This window comes from Martelella sp. AD-3, assembly GCF_001578105.1.
Lineage (GTDB): Bacteria > Pseudomonadota > Alphaproteobacteria > Rhizobiales > Rhizobiaceae > Martelella.
Window position 1 is genome coordinate 118,297 of record NZ_CP014276.1, and the last position, 18,218, is coordinate 136,514.

General features: G+C 63.7%; 12 protein-coding genes and 1 pseudogene. 6 read left to right on the plus strand and 7 right to left on the minus strand.

Translation table 11 applies throughout. The annotated features are described in order from the left end of the window. Positions 1-30: 30 nt before the first annotated feature. Genes AZF01_RS21615 through AZF01_RS21630 form a run of 4 tightly spaced genes read left to right on the plus strand, consistent with a single transcriptional unit; the run spans position 31 to position 6,142 of the window. On the plus strand, positions 31-1,185 hold the full coding sequence (locus AZF01_RS21615; RefSeq protein ID WP_024705996.1) for an efflux RND transporter periplasmic adaptor subunit: 1,155 nt from the start codon (positions 31-33) through the stop codon (positions 1,183-1,185). A 12-nt stretch (positions 1,186-1,197) separates the two neighbouring features. Continuing rightward, positions 1,198-4,317, plus strand: coding sequence for a multidrug efflux RND transporter permease subunit (locus tag AZF01_RS21620; protein ID WP_024705995.1), 3,120 nt, complete (start codon positions 1,198-1,200; stop codon positions 4,315-4,317). A 39-nt stretch (positions 4,318-4,356) separates the two neighbouring features. Continuing rightward, entirely contained in the window at positions 4,357-5,052 is a 696-nt protein-coding gene (locus AZF01_RS21625; protein WP_024705994.1) for a response regulator, read from the plus strand. Further along, the gene (locus tag AZF01_RS21630) at positions 5,045-6,142 is read left to right on the plus strand and encodes an ATP-binding protein (RefSeq protein WP_051423938.1); all 1,098 of its coding nucleotides are present in this window, start codon (positions 5,045-5,047) and stop codon (positions 6,140-6,142) included. The genes AZF01_RS21625 and AZF01_RS21630 overlap by 8 nt, the downstream gene beginning before the upstream one ends. Before the next feature lie 9 nt (positions 6,143-6,151). Here the strand turns inward: AZF01_RS21630 and AZF01_RS21635 are convergent, their stop codons facing one another. Further along, the gene (locus AZF01_RS21635) at positions 6,152-7,672 is read right to left on the minus strand and encodes an MFS transporter (RefSeq protein WP_024705992.1); all 1,521 of its coding nucleotides are present in this window, start codon (positions 7,670-7,672) and stop codon (positions 6,152-6,154) included. Between the two features lie 89 nt (positions 7,673-7,761). Here AZF01_RS21635 and AZF01_RS21640 point away from each other — a divergent pair, with 89 nt between their 5' ends. Then, complete coding sequence (locus AZF01_RS21640) at positions 7,762-8,301, plus strand: TetR/AcrR family transcriptional regulator (RefSeq protein ID WP_024705991.1); 540 nt, start codon at positions 7,762-7,764, stop codon at positions 8,299-8,301. Positions 8,302-8,361: 60 nt separating this feature from the next. Here the strand turns inward: AZF01_RS21640 and AZF01_RS24775 are convergent, their stop codons facing one another. The 5 genes from AZF01_RS24775 to AZF01_RS21670 all read right to left on the minus strand — a co-directional run bounded on the left by AZF01_RS24775 (position 8,362) and on the right by AZF01_RS21670 (position 15,679). Beyond that, positions 8,362-9,993: an alpha/beta hydrolase gene (locus AZF01_RS24775; protein WP_371260719.1), complete on the minus strand. Its 1,632-nt coding sequence runs from the start codon at positions 9,991-9,993 to the stop codon at positions 8,362-8,364. 168 nt (positions 9,994-10,161) lie between these two features. Next, entirely contained in the window at positions 10,162-11,118 is a 957-nt protein-coding gene (locus tag AZF01_RS21655; RefSeq protein ID WP_061449600.1) for an IS481 family transposase, read from the minus strand. A gap of 173 nt (positions 11,119-11,291) precedes the next feature. Beyond that, entirely contained in the window at positions 11,292-12,866 is a 1,575-nt protein-coding gene (locus AZF01_RS21660; protein ID WP_024707516.1) for a serine hydrolase, read from the minus strand. A 78-nt stretch (positions 12,867-12,944) separates the two neighbouring features. Continuing rightward, on the minus strand, positions 12,945-14,711 hold the full coding sequence (locus AZF01_RS21665) for a ShlB/FhaC/HecB family hemolysin secretion/activation protein (protein ID WP_161633017.1): 1,767 nt from the start codon (positions 14,709-14,711) through the stop codon (positions 12,945-12,947). A gap of 176 nt (positions 14,712-14,887) precedes the next feature. After that, the gene (locus AZF01_RS21670; protein WP_024707514.1) at positions 14,888-15,679 is read right to left on the minus strand and encodes a response regulator transcription factor; all 792 of its coding nucleotides are present in this window, start codon (positions 15,677-15,679) and stop codon (positions 14,888-14,890) included. A gap of 124 nt (positions 15,680-15,803) precedes the next feature. Between AZF01_RS21670 and AZF01_RS24575 the strand changes: the two are divergent. After that, positions 15,804-15,979 (plus strand): annotated as a pseudogene (locus AZF01_RS24575) (AraC family transcriptional regulator); the annotation flags it as partial. Positions 15,980-16,032: 53 nt separating this feature from the next. Here AZF01_RS24575 and AZF01_RS21680 read toward each other — a convergent pair. Then, on the minus strand, positions 16,033-18,024 hold the full coding sequence (locus tag AZF01_RS21680) for a hypothetical protein (RefSeq protein ID WP_024707512.1): 1,992 nt from the start codon (positions 18,022-18,024) through the stop codon (positions 16,033-16,035). Between the last annotated feature and the right edge of the window lie 194 nt (positions 18,025-18,218).

Below are 18,218 nucleotides of genomic sequence, written 5' to 3' on the forward strand. Positions count from 1 at the left end.
GGATGACAAACATCAATCCGGATGCCTTTCATGTCGCACCGCCTCTCATTCATCGTCATTCTTGTCGGCATAGCCGCCCTTGGATTGTTTCTGATTTCCCGGCCCGGGGCGGTTTCGCAACCGGAAGACCCGTCTGCCTATGCGGGCGGTCCCGCACAGGTCACCACGCTGAAGCTTGAGCCGGAGCGCGTCGTCCTGACCGACACGTTTCCCGGACGCGTGGCCGCCTATCGGCGGATCGAGATACGGCCTCAGGTGACCGGCATCATCAAGAAGCGGCTTGCCGAAGGCGGTACGCAGGTGGAGGCTGGCCAGGTCCTCTTCGAAATCGACCCGGCCCCGCTTGAGGCCGATTTCGAAACGGCGAAGGCAGGCGTCATGCGTGCCGAGGGAGCGCTGGCGCATGCCAGACAAGAGATCGCGCGTGCGAAAGCGCTCATGGCGGAAAACGTGACGAGCCGCAAGAATTACGAGCAGGCGCAAAACGATCTGACCACGGCAGAGGCGAACCTTGCCGAGGCCCAAGCGGTCGCTCACCGCAAAATGCTGGACCTCGATTTCGCGACCATAAGATCGCCGATCAAGGGCTATGTCGGCCGTACGCTTTCCGACGAGGGTGCTCTCGCCTCCAGCCAGACGGAGCTTGCCGTGGTGCAGGAACTGGACCGCGTTTACGTCGACCTGCGCCTGCCCGCAACGAAGCTCGATGGGGTGCAATCTGCTGCCGAACAGGGCCTGGGCCCGGTCGAGATTCTGGACGCGGACGGTAAGCCGCATCCCCGCCCGGGCAGGCTGGTGCTCTCGGACGTCACGGTCGATCCGGGAACCGGCAATGCCATGGTCCGGGTCGCGGCGGAAAACCCCGGTCTCGGGCTCCTGCCCGGCATGTATGTCCGCGCGCGACTGCCGCGCGGCGTGCTCCCCGATGCGCTCCTAGTGCCGGAGGAGGCGGTCGTGCGCGCCGGCGCCGGCGAGGCGCAGATCGCGGTGGTGACCGTCGACGGACGGGCCGAGCGGCGCGACGTGGCGCTCGGCGAGGCCATAGGCGGGCGCCTTGTCGTCACGTCAGGCCTGAAGGCAGGCGAGACAATCATCATTCGCGGTCAGGATCGCGTTCAGGACGGCGCGCGCGTCAGCCCGGTTATCGCCGCGCGCGATGCCGCGCCGGCGGCCAGAAAGCAATAAAGGTCGGATATCATGCCGCAATTTTTCATCGACCGCCCGGTGTTTGCCTGGGTGATTGCGATCTTCATCGCGCTGGCCGGCATCGTCGCCATTCCGCAGCTTCCGGTCGCGCGCTTTCCCGTCATCGCGCCGCCGAATGTCAGCGTCTTCGCGAGCTATACCGGCGCGACCGTGCAAACCGTCAATGACAGTGTGGTGACGCCCATCGAGAAGGAACTCTCGAGCGTCAAGAACGTGCTCTATTACGAATCCACCGCCGATTCGACCGGCGGCGCCAATATCACGCTGACGTTCAAGCCCGGAACCGATCCGGAGCTGGCGCAGGTGGATGTTCAAAACCGCCTGAAGAATGCCGAACCACGTCTTCCGGAGACTGTCCGGCGCAGCGGCGTCAGCGTCGAGGCCGCCGAATCCGGTTTCCTGATGGTGATCACCCTGAAGTCGCTCGGCGGCGAAACCGACGAACTGGCCCTTGGCGATTACCTCACCCGCAATCTGGGCGAGGAGCTGAAGCGCCTTCCCGGCGTCGGCCGTTTGCAGCAGTTCGGGTCCGAGCGGGCCATGCGCGTCTGGGCGGATCCGGAAAAGCTGGCGGCCTACGACCTGACCATGGCCGATGTGACCGCGGCGATCACGCGCGAAAACGCGCAGGTTTCGCCCGGCCGGGTCGGCGATGAGCCGACGGTTCCCGGCACGATGATCTCGACGCCGCTGACCGTGCGTGGCCAGTTGACCACGCCGGAGGAATTCGCGGCGATACCGCTGAGGGCACAGGCCGATGGCGGGCGCCTGCTGCTGTCGGATGTGGCGCGGGTGGAACTCGGCGCCCAGACGCTGGCCTTCAGCGTCAGCAGCAACGGCAAGCCGGCGGCCGCCGCCGCCATCCAGATGCGGCCCGGCGCCAACGCCGTTTCCACCGCCGCCGCGATTGAAAAGCGCCTGGCGGAACTGAGGCCGTCGATGCCGAAGGATATGGAGGTCGTGATCTCCTACAATACCGCGCCCTTCGTGAAGGTATCGATCACCAAGGTCGTCCAGACCCTGATCGAGGCGATGGCGCTGGTGTTTCTGGTGATCCTGCTGTTCCTGCAGAACATTCGCTATACGCTGATCCCGACCATCGTGGCGCCGATCGCGCTTCTGGGCACGTTCGCGGTGATGGCGGCGGCGGGCTATTCGATCAATGTGCTGACCATGTTCGGCATGGTGCTCGCCATCGGCATTATCGTCGATGACGCGATCGTCGTCGTCGAGAATGTCGAGCGGATCATGTCGCGGCAGGGTCTGTCGCCACGCGATGCCACCCGTCAGGCGATGCGCGAGATTTCAGGCGCGATCGTCGGTATCACGCTGGTGCTTGCCGCCGTCTTCATCCCGATGGGCATGGCCGCCGGTTCGGTTGGCGCGATCTATCGCCAGTTCACCCTGTCGATGTCGGTTTCGATCCTGTTTTCGGCCTTCCTTGCGCTGACGCTGACGCCGGCGCTCTGCGCCACGCTCCTGAAACCAGGGCAAGGCCACGCCAGAACCGGCTTCTTCGGGTGGTTCAACAGAAGGTTCGAGAGCCTGACCGCGCGCTATACCGGCGGCGTCGGCTGGGTGTTGCGGCGCGGCGGGCGGATGCTGGTCGTCTATGCCGTGTTGCTGGCGGTGCTCGGCATTGGCTATGCGCGGGTGGCGACGTCCTTCGTGCCGGAAGAGGACCAGGGAAACTTCATGGCGATGTTCGAACTGCCGGCCGGCGCCACCGCCGAGCGCACGCGCAAGGTCGTTGCGGCCTATGAAGCCTATACCGCGACCCGGCCCGATATTGTCGAGAGCACCGTTATCCTGGGCTTCGGTTTTTCCGGCTCCGGCCCCAATGCCGCCCAGGCCTTCACCAGCCTGAAGGACTGGGGCGCGCGCAAGACCACGGTGAATGCCGAGATCGCAGCAGCTGAAGCCGCGATGGCCGATATTCCCGAAGGCACGGCGATGATCATGAAGCCGCCGGCCATCGAATCGCTCGGCACCACATCCGGTTTCGCGCTGCGGCTTCAGGACCGGGCCAATGCGGGGCCGGACGCGCTGAAGGCGGCCGAGGACCAGTTGATCGCGCTGGCATCCCAAAGCCGTCTGGTGAGCGACGTGATGGCCGACGGACTGCCCGACGGCCAGAGCATCGCGCTGAAGATCGATCGCCAGAAGGCGCTGGCGCTCGGCGTCTCCTTCTCGGCGATCAGCGACATGATCTCGACGGCAATCGGATCGAACTATGTCAACGATTTTCCCAACAAGGGCCAGCTTCAGCAGGTGGTCGTGCAGGCCGATGCGCCGGCGAGGATGCATGTCGAGGATGTCCTGCGTCTGAAAGTGCGCAATATCGATGGCGGCATGGTGGCTCTGTCCGAAGTTGTCGAACCCGTCTGGGAAACGACGCCGCTGCAACTGGAGCGCTACAACGGCTACCCCGCTGCCAATATCTCGGGCTCGGCGGCGCCCGGCGTGTCGAGCGGCGCGGCGATGGACGAGATGGAGCGTCTGGCGCAACAATTGCCACAGGGCTTCGCGCTGGAATGGACCGGCCAGTCGCTGCAGGAAAGGCAATCCGCCGCGCAGGCGCCAATGCTGCTGGCCGCCTCGATGCTGGTCGTGTTCCTCGTGCTTGCGGCACTTTATGAAAGCTGGTCGATCCCGCTTTCGGTGATGCTGGTCGTGCCGCTCGGCGTGCTCGGCGCGGTGCTGGCGGTGCTGGCGCGCGGCATGGACAATGACGTGTTCTTCAAGGTGGGGCTGATCACCATTATCGGGCTGTCGGCCAAGAACGCCATTTTGCTGGTCGAATATGCCCGGCATCTGAGAAACGACGGAATGGGTCTTTATCGGGCGGTGTTGCGGGCATCCCGGTTGCGGCTCAGGCCGATCGTTATGACCTCGCTGGCTTTCATCCTCGGCGTTGTGCCATTGATGATCGCGCACGGCCCCGGCTCCGAAATCCAGAACGCCATCGGAACCGGCGTGTTCGGAGGGATGCTGTCGGCAACGGTGCTTGCGGTTTTCTTTGTGCCGGTGCTTTACGTTACAGTCAGTCGACTGACGACGCGCAAATCGCGGAACAAGGGCTCTGGGAAAAGCACGGCGCGCGCTGCGTGAACATCCGGAGACGGTGTCTCAAAGATCGAAGGCATGGCCATGAACAATGCTCTGATCCTGATTATCGAAGACGAACCCGAGATCGCTGAAATCATTGGGACCTACATGGCGCGCGAGGGCTTCCGGGTCATCACCGCGGGCGACGGGACGGTCGGGCTTGCGCATCATCTGCGCTTGCGCCCCGATCTGGTCGTGCTCGACATCAAGCTGCCCGGGCAGGACGGTTACGAGGTGCTGGCGGCGATAAGGCGGCGCGGCGACACGCCGGTGATCATGGTCACCGCGCTGGCGGAGGATCTCGACAAGCTGCAGGCGCTGCGCATCGGCGCTGACGACTATGTCGTCAAGCCGTTCAATCCGCTTGAGGTCGTGGCCCGCGCCAAGGCCGTTCTGCGCCGCACGATGGGGCGCGGCGGCGATGAGGTGCTGCGCGTCGGGCCGCTGACCGTGGATCCGCTGGCCCATCGCGCGGCGGTCGCAACGCCGGCCGGATCGGCGGCGCTCGACCTGACCCGGACCGAGTTCCGCATTCTCGCCCATATGGCGGCAAGCCCGGGACGGGCGTTCGAGCGCTCGGAACTGGTCGATGCCTGCCTGCCGGAAGGCGAGGCGCTCGACCGCACCGTGGACAGCCATGTCAGCAATCTGCGCCGCAAGCTTTCCGCCGCCGGAGCGGACGGATTGCTCACCGGCGTGCGCGGCGTCGGCTACCGACTGGACAGCATCGATGGCTAGAAACCTGAATTCCCAGATTGTCCGCGCGATGATCGCATTGACGCTGCTTGCCTTCGCCGTCGTCTATTTCGGCCTGATCGCCTATTTCTTCTTCATCTATGAATGGCTCTATCCCGAGTTCACCGACGATGACTTTCTGCGCACCGGCGATATCGTCACCCTGGGCCTGCTGCTCGGCATCGGCATCGCGTCGGCCTCATTGCTGGGCTGGTTCCTCGCAAGGCGGATCGTCGCGCCGTTGAAATCGGTTGCCGGGGCCGCGCGCCAGGTCGCGGAGGGGGATTTCTCGGCGCGCGCATCGGTGCGCCGCGGCAATTTCGGCGAGGCCGGCGATCTGGTCGGCGATTTCAACCAGATGGCGGAGCGCCTGCAGCGCGCCGAGGCCGAGCTGCAATATTCGAACTCGGCGATCGCGCATGAGCTCAGGACCCCTCTGACCATTTTGCGCGGGCGTTTGCAGGGCCTGCTGGACGGCGCCTTTGAGCCCAGCCCGGCGCTTTATGGCCGGCTCATCGAGCATGTCGATGATCTGTCGGCCATCGTGGAGGAGTTGCGCACGCTGGCGCTGGGCAATGCCGGCCAGCTCGAACTGCAGGTCTCGCATCTTGATCTTGCCGAGGAGGCCGAGGCGGCGCTGACCTCGCTCGAGGAGCCGCTCGCCACGGCCGGGATCACCATCAAGCGGCAATTGGAGAGCGTGGTCACCCATGCCGACCGCTCGCGATTGCGGCAGGCCTTTGTCGCGCTCCTCGAAAACTGCTGCCGCTATGCGCCGCAAACCACCGTGCTCGTGGAGACCGGCCGCGCCGGAGAGCACGTCTTCTTCCGCTGCACCGATACCGGCCCCGGGCTTTCCGAAGAAAACCGCGCGCGCGCCTTCGAGCGGTTCTGGCGCGCGGACAGTTCGCGCGGGCGGGCCAGAGGCGGTTCGGGTCTCGGCCTGCCCATCGTCAGGGCGATCGCAAAGGCGCATGGCGGCGATGCGCTGATCCTTCCTTCCCAAAACGCCGGCCTTGCCGTCGAAATCCGGTTGCCGCGCCGGGACCCGTCAAGGCGCATCGCTCCCGGGGCGTACGCTGCCGGCCTCTGACCGGCGCATTCAGTGGCCAGCGCCTCCGATCGGGCGATAGCGGGCCAGCAGCACGTAGACGGAGATGGCAAGGGCCGCGATCACGGCGGACGCGACGGACAGCAATGCAACGTGGGCTGCGCTGAATGCGGCCTTGCCGGCGGCAATCAGGGCGGCGCCCTGTTCGCCGGGCAGCTGCGCCGCCACAAGATAGGTGTCGCCAATGGAACGGCGCGCCTGTTCGGCAAGGGGCAATGCCAGGTCCGGCGGCATTTCGATGGCCCGACCGAAGACGCTCGCCATGAACACGCCGAAAAGAGTGATCCCGAGGCCGGAGCCGAGTTCATAACCCGTGCCCTCGAGCGAGCCTGCCGCGCCTCCTTTTTCGGGCTCCACAGACCCCATGATGGCGATTGATGACGCCGTCAGCCCGGTGCTGAGGGTGAGGCCGGCCACAGCCAGCGCGGCCGGGACGTCAAAGCCCGGAGCGCGGAAATCGGCGCAGCCGAGATAGGCCAGCGAACCGGCGGCGAGCAGCAGCGACAGCGTCGCCACCCGGCGCAGCCCGAACGTGTTCGACAACCAGCCGGCTATGGGCCCGCCGATCGCGGCCGCGACCATGATCGGGATCATGAAGATGCCCGCCTCAAGCGGCGTCTTGCCGATCACGTATTGCAATTCCTGGGCGAGCGTCAGCTCGACGCCGGAAAGCGCGGCAGTGGCCACAAGCGCCATGATGATGCCGGCCACGATCGCGGGACGGGAAAACAGGGTGAGGTCCAGCATCGGATTGTCCGAGCGAAGCTGTGTGCGCGTGAAAAGCGCCAGCATGGCGATGCCGAAGGCCAGGATCGGGAGAATGATCGCGAGCGGCTTGCTGCCGCCGAAGCCCGCCTTGATGGCGTAGACAAGCGAAATCATGCCGGCGATCAGCAGCAGCGCCTGGCCGAAGGCCCATTTTCCGGGCGTTGTCGCTTCCTTTCTCGGCAAAAGGAAATAGCATGCGGGCGCGACCACCAGCATGAGCGGAACGTTGATGAGGAACACCGAACCCCACCAGAAATGCTGCAAAAGTCCGCCGCCGGCCAACGGGCCGAGGGCTGCGCCCGCCGATCCGATCGTTCCCCATAATCCAAGCGCGACCGCACGCTCGTCAGCATCCTCGAAGGTGCGTCGAATGATCCCCAGCACGCAAGGCACGATCATCGAGCCGCCGAACGCAAGCAGGATGCGCGCCCCGATCAGCATCGCCGCGCTTGTGGAAAAGGCGGCCGCAACCGATGCGAAGGCGAAGATCGCAAGGCCCGACAATAGCACCTTCCTGTTTCCCACACGGTCCGCCAGCGTGCCCATGGGCACCAGCAGGCCGGCCATGAGGAGGGGATAGATGTCAATGATCCAGAGCACTTCCGTGCCGGAGGCGCCAAGCGACTGGGTCAGTGTCGGGATCACGACGTGGAGCACGGTCATGTCGATGACGACGGGGAGGAAGGCGAGCGTCACGGCAACGAGGACGAGCCATCGCTTCGGATCACGAGGAGGGGCAGACATTGGGTCACCTGACTGATAAATTGCAGCGCCGTATATAAATACATACGTATGGATTTCAATCCTGAATTCCGTTTGTTGAAGGAGAGACGATGGGAAGAAAACCGACGATCAGCCGGGACCGGCTTTTGACGATCGCCGAGGACATCGTGAACATCGAGGGGCCACAGGCGCTGACGATCGATGCCCTGGCGAAAGCTGCGGGCATATCGAAAGGCGGCGTTCAATATTCATTTTCGTCGAAGGATGAACTGGTCAAAGGCCTCGTCGATCGTTGGACCACCCAATTCGATGCCCTTGTCGCCGACATCGAGAGCGTGGGGCCGATCGGCTTTGTGCTGAGCTACATCGCCGCCATGCGCACGTCGCAGGGGACCATTGACGCCAAGCTGGCGGGGCTCATGATCGCCTACATGCAAAACCCGCAAAACCGCATGGAGACGGCGAACTGGTACCGCTCGATCCTGTCCCGAATGGGCGACAGCAAAGAGGCGCGTGCGGCGCGAACGGCCTTTCTGGCGGTGGAGGGGCTGTTCACATTGCGCATCTGGGGGGCGGAGGACAGCGTCGACCTGCAATCGCAACTCGATGATATCGAGGCGATGCTGCTGAGAGATGGCGCCCGCAACTGACCGGGCACATGCCGGTCGCGGCGCAATGGTCGGCAACCTTTCATCCCCTCGGAAGGTTTCTCATGATTGTTGCCGCACCGACGCTCCGACTTTGCCTCTGGCCAGGATCCATTCGGTTACCGTGTCGAGCGCACCGGGCGCAAAGGCGTGACGGCCCTCGAGGACAAAGCGCATGATTGCAAACCAGGTCCAGTCATCGGCCAGTTGCCAGTTGTAGGCGGATGATTTCAAAAGGCCATGCGTGGCCCCAGGCCAGATGATGATCTCGCTCTGGCTATTCCGCCCGGAAACGAGTTCACGAAAGATTGCCGCATTGCGCTCAGGCTCGACATTCAGGTCGTTTGCGCCCCAGATGGCAAGCAAGGGCAGATCGAGCCGGGCAAGCGCAGAGCGCGCATCGGCGTATCGGTTGATCCTGATGAACTGCCAGCGATCTGCCGACATTCCGGCGGGCGCACTGGCCGCCTCCGGCCCGAAGATGCGCGCGTCTTCCTTCTTCTGATCGGCAATCGCCAGATCGACCGCCGGCGGATCAAGCCCCTCGCGCGCAAGCCGCGTGCGCGTGTAATAGTCCCCCTGATCCTGCCAGGACACGGCCGCTCCGACCAGAACGACAAAATCCGCATCGTTGGATGAAAGCTGCGGCAGCACCCAGCCAGCCTGAGAAAAGCCGACAGCCCCGCGTGCAAGGCCATCGAAACGCCGGGCCAGCAGCTGAAGCGCAATGCGCGTTTCGTCCGCACGCTCTTCCATGGTCTGTTGCAGCCAGTTACCCGCAGACGAACCGACGCCAGGCTTGTCCCAGGACGCCACCGCGATGCCTCGATCGAGCATGGCGTTGATCAGCGGAGCGTATCCGCCTTCTGACGTGCGATCCTGGGCGCCGTCGCCATGGACGAGGACAACGGCTGCCCTTGGCGTCTCGTCGGGAAGCCAGAGCGTCCCCGACACGGACGCGCCCGCGGAAACGAAGTCGAAGCGCTCGCTGTTGCGCCGGTCGAGGTCATGATCGGCCAGCCGCCAAAGAAGAAAGCCCGCGGCGGCGGTCAAAACGAGAGCGAACGTCAGAACCGCGCGTAATCTCAATTGACCCGATCTCCGCATCTCATGACTTGACGGTATACTTATGGACGCGGTGCATTGAACACAAATCCGGACCGGCGGGCAATTCCGGAGATCGCCTTCGTTCCAGGATTTGGAATTCCAGTCATGTGATGATCCTCCTCGGGAATGCGAGGCACCGATCTTCGGCGCCGTTTCGAACAGGAGCAGCAGATAGCGTCTCGGGTGATCGACGGTCTCGCGCGCGATTGCGCGGTCGCCCGTCGCCTTGGCCAGTATGAACGCGCCCTGCAGCACGGCCTGGGTGTGGGCGGCCAGGCTGGCGCGCGTCCAGTCTGCCGCAATCCCGCGCGCTTTCATCGCCGCCTCGATGTCGGGCTCCAGCGTGGCCGCATGCCCGAAAATGCTTGCCGCGCAGGCATCGCGGATCGCCGGATTTGACCCATAGACCTCCTGCGTCATGGTGCCGACGAGACAGGTGAACGCGGCGAGGTCGCCCTCGATGATCGCCTTGCGGAACTCGATGTAGCCGATCAGCCGCTCGAACGGATCATCATGGTCGTGATAGGGGGCGCTGGCGAAGAATGCGCCGGCGGTGGCCGTGCAGCCCTTGGCGCGGACCAGCGACAACGCCGCATCGAGCAGCGATGATGCCGCAGGGCGCGCGCGATCGCATGCTGGAAGCGGCGATACCGCTAGCGCATCGGCCCGAAAATCGGAATCGATTTTCGGAAAGCACGATGCGTAGATTCAATAGTTTAGAGCGTCCTTTGTGCGTCCGAATGGACGCACGGCGCTCTAGATGTGGAGCCTCAAGAGGTTGTCTCGGTTCATGCCGAGTCGACTGATCGGTGTTTTTGACTTTATGCCGCCATGCGGACGGTGCCAATTGTACATGTGGTTCCAGTTCGGCAGATGCCGTTTTCGGTGCTCTGAGGATGGATAGGCGCGCGCATAGGCCCATTCGCGCAATGCTGTCTGGATGAAGCGCTCGGCCTTGCCGTTTGTCTTTGGCGTGTAAGGTTTGGTACGAATATGTTTCAGATGGAGCGCCTTGCAGGCTTTCGCGAAATCCCCGGCAATGTAGCACGAGCCATTGTCGGTCATGACCCGCTTCACCGTGATGCCGAGGCTTTGATAATAGGCGACTGCCGCCTTGAGAAATGCGACGGCGCTTTCAGCCTTCTCGTTGGGCAAGATGTCAGTGAATGCGATCCGGGATGCATCGTCGATACACACATGCACATATTCCCAGCCGATGCCGCGTGAATTGCTCTGGCCGGTCCTGTCACCTGTGATGCGGTGGCCGACGCGATTAAAGCGGCCAAGGCGCTTGATGTCGAGATGGATCAGGCCGCCCGGCTCGTCATATTCGTAACGCACGACCGGTTCGGCTGGAGCAATGTCCTTCATCCGGGACAAACCGACCCGCTTGAGAACGCGGCTGACGGTGGCCGGTGACACGCCTGTCTCCATGGCGATGTGCCTGCCGGTCAGGCGCTGACGACGAAGGGCGGCAATGCGCTCGCACAAGATGGCATCGGTCTGCCGGGGACTGCTTCTGGGCCGCGACGACCGGTCAGCCATTGCAGCGCGTCCACCCTTTCTGAAGCGCTCGACCCAACGAGACACGATCTTGTGGGAAACGGCATAGACTAAAGCCGCCTGCGCTTTCGTGAGCGCGCCAGACAGAACGGCAACAGCCATCTCCTCTCGACGCAGCGGGGTCAGTCGGGCATTCTTGTGAATGTTCATTCGGAGCCTCCGGTGAGTGCTGAAGCGTGGTAACTCCAGTCTCCTCGGTACGCTCCGAATGGACAACCTCCTGAAAGCCCACATCTAGTGCGGCCGATCCGGAAGATGCGCCGCGCCGCGGGACACGATCCGCCCGCAAGGCGTTGCCCCAGAATGATTGGCTGGAAACCGCTCTATACCCGCTCGAACCGAGCCGGTCCGTTCATGACGAAGAGTTCGACCTCCAGCGTTTCCGCCTTGTCCTGGCCGCCGGAAAACGTGGCGGCGGAGCGGGAGCCCGCGGGGGCGTTCTCATTTTCGATATCGAACACCATCATTGCGCCGTCCCACGGCATCAGCGGAAACGCCTTCGGCTCGGGTCCGGCCAGCAAGACCAGGCCGTCGGCCGCGTCCTCGACCACCTCCACGGTTCCGAAATAGGGATGGCTGTAGCGACCGATCAGATAGCTGGCGGGCGCCGCCGCCGCGGCCGCCTGGGGAAACGGCATTCCGGCGGTCTCGCCGAGCGGCGTGTAAAGTCCGGCAAACAGCGCCTCATAGCCTGAGAACCAGTCGCGGGTCACGCTGCCGGTCTGAACCATGTCGGTAAAGCTCGCGCCGATCGCCTCGACGGCGCCCACCGGAGCGGCGTTGGAGAGCACCACGATCCCGACATCGAGCGAGGGGATCAGCGCGAAATAGGTGGCAGCGCCCAGAATGAAGGCGCCGGAATGGCTGAGCACCACCCGGCCGCTCGGGTCGGTGCCAACGCCGAAGCCATAGCCGTAAAAACCCGCGCGTTCATCCGGGCTGCGCGGCCTGCTGGAAAAGCTCTGCGGGCTGATCGCCGGCTGCAGGGCTTCGGGGCGGATGAGGTCGCCGCCATCGGCGAGCACCATCTTCATCCATTTTGTCATGTCGTTGGCCGTCGAGCTGACGCCGCCCGCCGGGGACTGGGCATCGGGCTCGCGCTGGTAGAGCGCTTGAAAGCCGTCCGGGGTCTTGGCATGGGGCGTCGCCCGGTTTTCCCGCGCCATGAAATCGTCAAAGCGCGCGCTGGTCTCGGTCATGCCAAGCGGCTGAAACAGCGCTTCTTCCGTAAGCTCGCTCCACGTCATGCCGGAAGCCTCCGCAACAGCTTCAGCCGCCGCCGTCAGGCCGAAATTGGTATAGGCGTAACTGGTGCGGAAGGGCGAAAGCGGCTGGAGCCTCAACCGCTCGAGAATGGTCCGGCGGTCGAAGCCGAGGTCCTCGAGTTCATCGCCGGCATGGTCCGGCAGGCCGGAGCGGTGGCTGTAGAGATCGCCGATCGTCAGCCGTTCCGTCACCGCCGCATCGGAGAGCGAAAACCATGGCAGCAGATCCCGCATGCGGCTGTCCCAGGAGACCACGCCGCGGCTGACCTGACGGGCGACGGCCGTCGCGCCGACGGACTTGGACAGCGAAGCGAGCTGGAACACGGTATCGGGCGTCACGGGCAGGTCGCCCTCGCCGCCGCGCGTGCCGAAGCCCTTTGCATAGACGGTCTCGCCGCCGTGAACCACGGCGACGGCAAGGCCGGGCACGCCGCTGTGAGCCTTGATGTCTTCGACGATGCCGTCAAGCGCCGCCACGGCCGCGTCGATCTGTCCGGGCGGAACCGGGACGCCTGGCGTGCGTGACGGCGGCAGCATATCGGCAAGTGCCGGAGCCGAGAGCAAGGCCAGCGAAGCGGAAGCCAGCGAAACCGTTGCCAGGAAATGGCGGCGCGAAGCCCTGAACTGTGACATGATAACCCCTATCCTTGTTGCAATCACCGGCGCGGCCGGAATATCTCGTTGTCGAATGCTGATGCGGTCAGTCCCGGCTCAGAGCGGCAGCCCCAGCCTGAAGAAGATCCTGAGCCCCTTATCCTCGCCATTGTCGGGACTGTACCACGGCACGGCCGCGATCAGCTGAAAACTCATTTTCTCCGCCAGCATGCCGCTCACGCCGACGCCGACGGAGCCGAGGGCATCGCGGGCATAGTCCGCGCTCGCCGCTTCGTTCCAGACCACGCCGTAATCCGCAAACGTCGTCCAGGTCAGACCCGGGAGCGCCGACCAGCCGGTTTCAATGTCATGGCTGAGTTCCAGGGCAGCCGCCGCCCCGCTGGCGCCGGAAAGCGTGCCGCCGTCAAACGCCCAGCCATAGGGATCGCCGCCGAGCGAAAACTGCGCGGCCGCCGGCAGCGGCGTTGGGGAATACTGCCCGGCACTTCGCAGCCGGATCGCGGTGTCGGCGCCAAGATCATGCGCGATGTCGAAATTCACCCGCGCGAACCGATAATCCTCCGGCACTTCCGGAAGGGCGGTTTCCTGTCCCAGCCCCTGGCCGAATTCGGCCGTTGTGAGAAAAGCCGTGTCGCCGTTCTGCCGGTCGTAGGTCAGCGACATGGCCGCCCACCGCGTCTGCTCGCGCGCCGCCCGGGCGCCCATCACATCGACGCGGTCATTGCGCAGATTGACCTCGATCCTGCCGAAAAGGCTCTGGTCGATCGTGCGTATGAAGGGATAGTCGAGCCGCGCCGTGCCGATCACGGACTCGATATGAATATCGTCGGCCTTCAGGTCGCCGCCGGGCTTCTGGGTGATGTAGGAAAGGTCATATCCGGCGGACAGGCCGTTGAAGCCGATCGGGATATCCTGCGATGCCTGAAGAAAAATCATCTCCTGCGGCGTGTCGGGAACCGTGACGCCGACGAGGCTCGCCGTGTCGAAAAGTCCCAGCATGTCGTTGACGGTGACATTGCCGGAGAGTTCCAGCGGTCCGACCTCATCGGTCCCGAGATTGTCGAGCCCGGCTGCGGCCGAGGCGCGGTCGAAACCGATGTCGAGCCGCAGAGTCCCGCCGCCTTGCGGGGTCTCCGGTCGGATCAGAGTGCCTTCGATATCGAGCCCGCCGAGATCGCTCATCAGCAGCAGGATGCGCTCGGCCTCCTTGATCCGGATCGGCCGCATCGCGATGATCCGGTCGATATAGGGCGCAAGCCGCTTGCGGATGCCGGGAATGGCGCTGTTGACTTCCAGCGTCTCGACATAGCTCTCATAGACCCTGATCGTAATCTTTCCCGTAGAAAAGTCCTGGATCGGCACGACGGTCATGGCGAGATAGCCAGCGCTCAGATACCGGGCGTCGATCTCCGCGGCGATGCGATAGAGATCGGCAAGCGTGATGACCTTGCCCGTCATGCCCTGCCAGAGATCGGAAAACGCAGCGTCGGAAAGCGTCTCCGCGCCCTCGACCGTCAGGGAATTCAGCGTGAAGCGAACCTGGGCGGCATCCTTTTCGGGGGTGCGCTTGCGCTGGTCCTGGACCTTGATATCGACCGTGCCGATACGCTGCGGCGGGGTGAAGCGCTCGAGAATGGTCGTCTGGCCGGCCACCGTCTGCTCGATCCGCTCTGCGGTTTGCGCGTGCGCCGTGTCGGCATGCGCGAAGAGGCCGACGATCGCCAGCGGACCACAGGCGAGAAACCCCCACCATGAGGAAGCCGGACGCGCGGGAGGACTGTTTTTGCGCGATGTCTCCGGAAGGCTGACCCCAGCCTTTTCCTCATCGAGCAGTGCAAGCAACTTCAGGTGCGTTACCGTCAAGAAACCGGGATTCTCTGACAGGGCTGTTTGACGCATGGTTCCCCCAACATTGATCGTTGCACAAGGGACCCTGCTCTCCATTCAGCCTGATGACGGCGGCGCCGGGCGCCGGATTTGACGAGACCCTGTTTTGCCAAGGCTTATCGACCAGCCGTCCTGCGTTTGGAATCCCCTGATCAGGGGGGTATGGGCTGACCCAGCCAGAGCGCCATCAGCGCGGCGCGGCTGGAGACGCCGTATTTGCGGTAGATCCGCTTGACATGATCATGGACGGTATGCGGGCTCTGGCCGTTGTTTTCGGCGATCTGGCGCTCCGAAAGCCCCTGCAGCAGGTCGCGCAGCACCCTGCCTTCCATCGGCGTCAAGGGTTCGGATGCGACCCCGATCCCTTCCGACAGCATCTGCAGCCGATAGAACCAGCGAATGCCGCGCAGGGCGTGCGTCACAATCCGCCGATCGCGCTCCGAAAATCGCGGTTGCGAGAGCGCGCGGTGAAAGCCGATCTGGATCTCGGCGTCGGCATTGATGGGAATGCCGACCCAGATCGAATCCAGCCGGTCCAGACCGCGATAGAAGGTCTTGTAGGAATAGCTTTCAAACCATTCGGGCGTTGCAAGTTCGTCCAGCATGAAAACCCGGAACTGTCCGGCAAGCTCGGCATTGCGGATCGTGGTGATGTCGGGTTCGCCCTTCTCCATCAGGGCAAAGGCTTCCTGGATGGTCCGCGCGGCTTCCGCGTCTGGATAAAGGGCCGAAAGGCTGCGCGGGCGCCAGCCGAAAAGCGGATCGCGATGGATGTTGTCGACAAGCCTGACGGCGCCGATCCAGTCGGCCTGCCGCGCGTCGATCATATCGCAAACGACAGACAGCAGATGCACGCGCGCCTCAGGCATGCGCGAGGCCTCGAAATCCGAAAGCTCGTCCCAGAGCGCATAAATCCGTTCGGTATCGATTGTTTCGTCCAGCATCAGACTATGTGACCATTGAGGAGGGTGATTTCCACTCTTTTGTGTAAGCCAGGAGCAAAATTAAGGGCAAGAGCGGTGATCTGCAACCCTTTCGCCCCGCGGATCATCCCGGGTGGCTTGTGCCGCCATGGGCGAGCGATCCCTCAAACGGCTGATGCTCGGGGAAACCGGCCTGACATTCGGCCGCTGGCGGCGCCGGTTGCATCGTGTCATCGCCTTGCGCGAACTGGCCAGCGGGCGTTGGCGCAGAGGGTATCGCGCAATCTCGGTGACGAGCCCCCGACCGCCGCCGCCGGATGACCGGGATGGCATGTGAAGCCGGCAGCCCCGAGACGGGGCCGCCGGCCTGCCTCTCAGTCTGCCTTTGCCGTGATATCGACCTGTTGCAGCAGGCTTGCCGGATCCATCGTCGCGGCCATGAAGGCCGGTGCGCCGATGCCCTGGTCCGATTTCGCGGTTATGGCGATTTCCAGCTTATTCGGGTCGGCGATGAAGGCCGAAACCGCGTCGATCAGGGCCTGAACGCCGGGATCGCCCTCGCCGACGGTCTGCGCGGCAATCGAGGGCAACATTGACAGGGTGAGCGCGGCCTGTTCCACGCTCATCCCGTTCCGATCGGCGTAAAGCTTCAGCGCCCGGGCAAAGAGGCCGTCGTTTTCGACCTTCAGCGCCACCGCGCGGCCGGTCAGGCCGAAGACGGCAGCCTGCATCAGCGCCTTGTCGCCGGAGAAGAACGCTTCCCCGAAGCCGCCGACCACGCCGGAAAGCGAGACGCTTCCCATGTTGTCGCCGCTGAAACCGATGTCTTCGACGATCAGCGCCTTGTTCGCCTTGTCCCAGTGAAGCGCGATGTTTTCAGAGATATTCACCTCCTGATAGCCGAGCTGTTTCAAGAGGGCGAACGCCTCGTTGTCGTCGTGTCCCGCCAGATCCAGCTTCAGTTCGTTCATCACCATGCGGATATCGCTGGGGATGCCGTTGACGGGGTCTTGAAGCGCCAGGCTGAAATCCTTGACCGCGACATTGAGAGGCTTCTCGACATCGAAACCGTTTTCAGCGCCGGGGTTCATGTTGACGGCATAATCCGACAGGCTGAGGGTGCCGAAACCAGGCAGGAACGCAGCCTTCCAGGCCATGTCCGGCGCGCCGGGGCCGGCCTTGAGATATTCGCGAATCCCCGCCAGCGTGGGAGCCAGCGAAAAGTCAGTCCACGACGCGCTTCGCACGGTCAGGGAGTCGTCTCCGGCGCGCACGTCAAGCCCGTCCATCGAAAAGCCGAGGACAAGATCATCAAACGTGACTGCCAGTCTATCGATCGCGAAGGTCATGTCCGGCTCCGCGTCCGTGGTCAGGCCAATGCCGGAAATCTGCAGGTCGCCTTTCGCGATGGCATCGAGAAGCAGAAAGGCCTCGAGACCCAGCCGCTCTTCGTCGCCGGGCAGCAGCGCCTCGGTGTCCGATAACGCTCCCAGCCTTTCCAGCGTTGTGAGGAACGGCTCATCGGCAAGGCGCATGGAAAAGCCGTCGCTGCTCATCTCCGCATAGGTCACCCGGCCGTCTGCGGTCTCCATCACGAAATCCTTCGCCGTGACCGGGCCGTAGACCTGTTGCGCCGCGTTCTCGCCATCGGCCGGCTTCGCTTCCGTGTAGATCCGCGTCAGGAAGGGGGCATCGATGTCCTCGCCCTCGATCGCGCCGACCGAAAGCTTGACGGATACCGGCTCCGCATCCCCGTCTGCGCGCGGATCGGGAGCGACTTCCGTGTCGCTAGTCATGCCGCTTGCAAAATAGCGTCCGACATGGCCGTCGACGATGTTCTCGAGCGCGACGTCGGAATAGGTCGTGGTCTGGTCAATCCCCTGCTGGCTCTGGGAGACCGCGACGGACGCTATCTCGATGCGGCCTGCCGAAAGCCGCGCGACGCGCTCGGCGGGCGTCAGATCGGCCTCGCCGGACGCCGCGGCGAGAAAGGCGCGGTTGATGCCGGCGTCCTCAATCAGCACGCTCGGGACAGAGACATGCATCGGGCCTGCCTCAAAGGCGAGGTCCCTTGCGTCGATCATGCCGGAAAGAAACAGGAATTCTGGCCGCGCCTCTATGGAGGCGATATGCAGCGTCTGGTCATTTTCCAGCGGAACGGTCACATCGCTCAGATGGACATGACCCGTGAAGTCGACCTCGACCGAGGCCGCCTGCGCTCCGCTCTGCTCTAGACTGGTCCTGACCGTCTTCTCCAGCATGACCTTGCCGCCGACCACGCCCGCTGCCGCGATCACGGCAATCGCAGCGACGGACCAGAGCAGGGTTCGTCCGGACGTGTGCCTGCGCTTTTTCTCGATTTCCATGGAGTGCGTCCTTTTGCCTGTCAGTCTTTTTCTGTTTGAGAGCACCCGATTAGTTTGCCGGGCCGCGATGCGCAACCGTGAGCGGCCGAGATTTTAGTCAGGCGATTGAGCCCGGTTGCGCATGCATGACGCAGCGGCGATGTACGAAAGGACGCTCTAACCTGTTGAACCGACGCATCGTGCTTTCCGAAAAT

Bases quoted from the DNA above. Each gene is read 5' to 3' on its own strand.
- AZF01_RS21615 (WP_024705996.1), top strand. From the start codon at position 31: ATGTCGCACCGCCTCTCATTCATCGTCATTCTTGTCGGCATAGCCGCC.
- AZF01_RS21620 (WP_024705995.1), top strand. From the start codon at position 1,198: ATGCCGCAATTTTTCATCGACCGCCCGGTGTTTGCCTGGGTGATTGCG.
- AZF01_RS21625 (WP_024705994.1), top strand. From the start codon at position 4,357: ATGAACAATGCTCTGATCCTGATTATCGAAGACGAACCCGAGATCGCT.
- AZF01_RS21630 (WP_051423938.1), top strand. From the start codon at position 5,045: ATGGCTAGAAACCTGAATTCCCAGATTGTCCGCGCGATGATCGCATTG.
- AZF01_RS21635 (WP_024705992.1), bottom strand. From the start codon at position 7,672: ATGTCTGCCCCTCCTCGTGATCCGAAGCGATGGCTCGTCCTCGTTGCC.
- AZF01_RS21640 (WP_024705991.1), top strand. From the start codon at position 7,762: ATGGGAAGAAAACCGACGATCAGCCGGGACCGGCTTTTGACGATCGCC.
- AZF01_RS21655 (WP_061449600.1), bottom strand. From the start codon at position 11,118: ATGAACATTCACAAGAATGCCCGACTGACCCCGCTGCGTCGAGAGGAG.
- AZF01_RS21660 (WP_024707516.1), bottom strand. From the start codon at position 12,866: ATGTCACAGTTCAGGGCTTCGCGCCGCCATTTCCTGGCAACGGTTTCG.
- AZF01_RS21670 (WP_024707514.1), bottom strand. From the start codon at position 15,679: ATGCTGGACGAAACAATCGATACCGAACGGATTTATGCGCTCTGGGAC.
- AZF01_RS21680 (WP_024707512.1), bottom strand. From the start codon at position 18,024: ATGGAAATCGAGAAAAAGCGCAGGCACACGTCCGGACGAACCCTGCTC.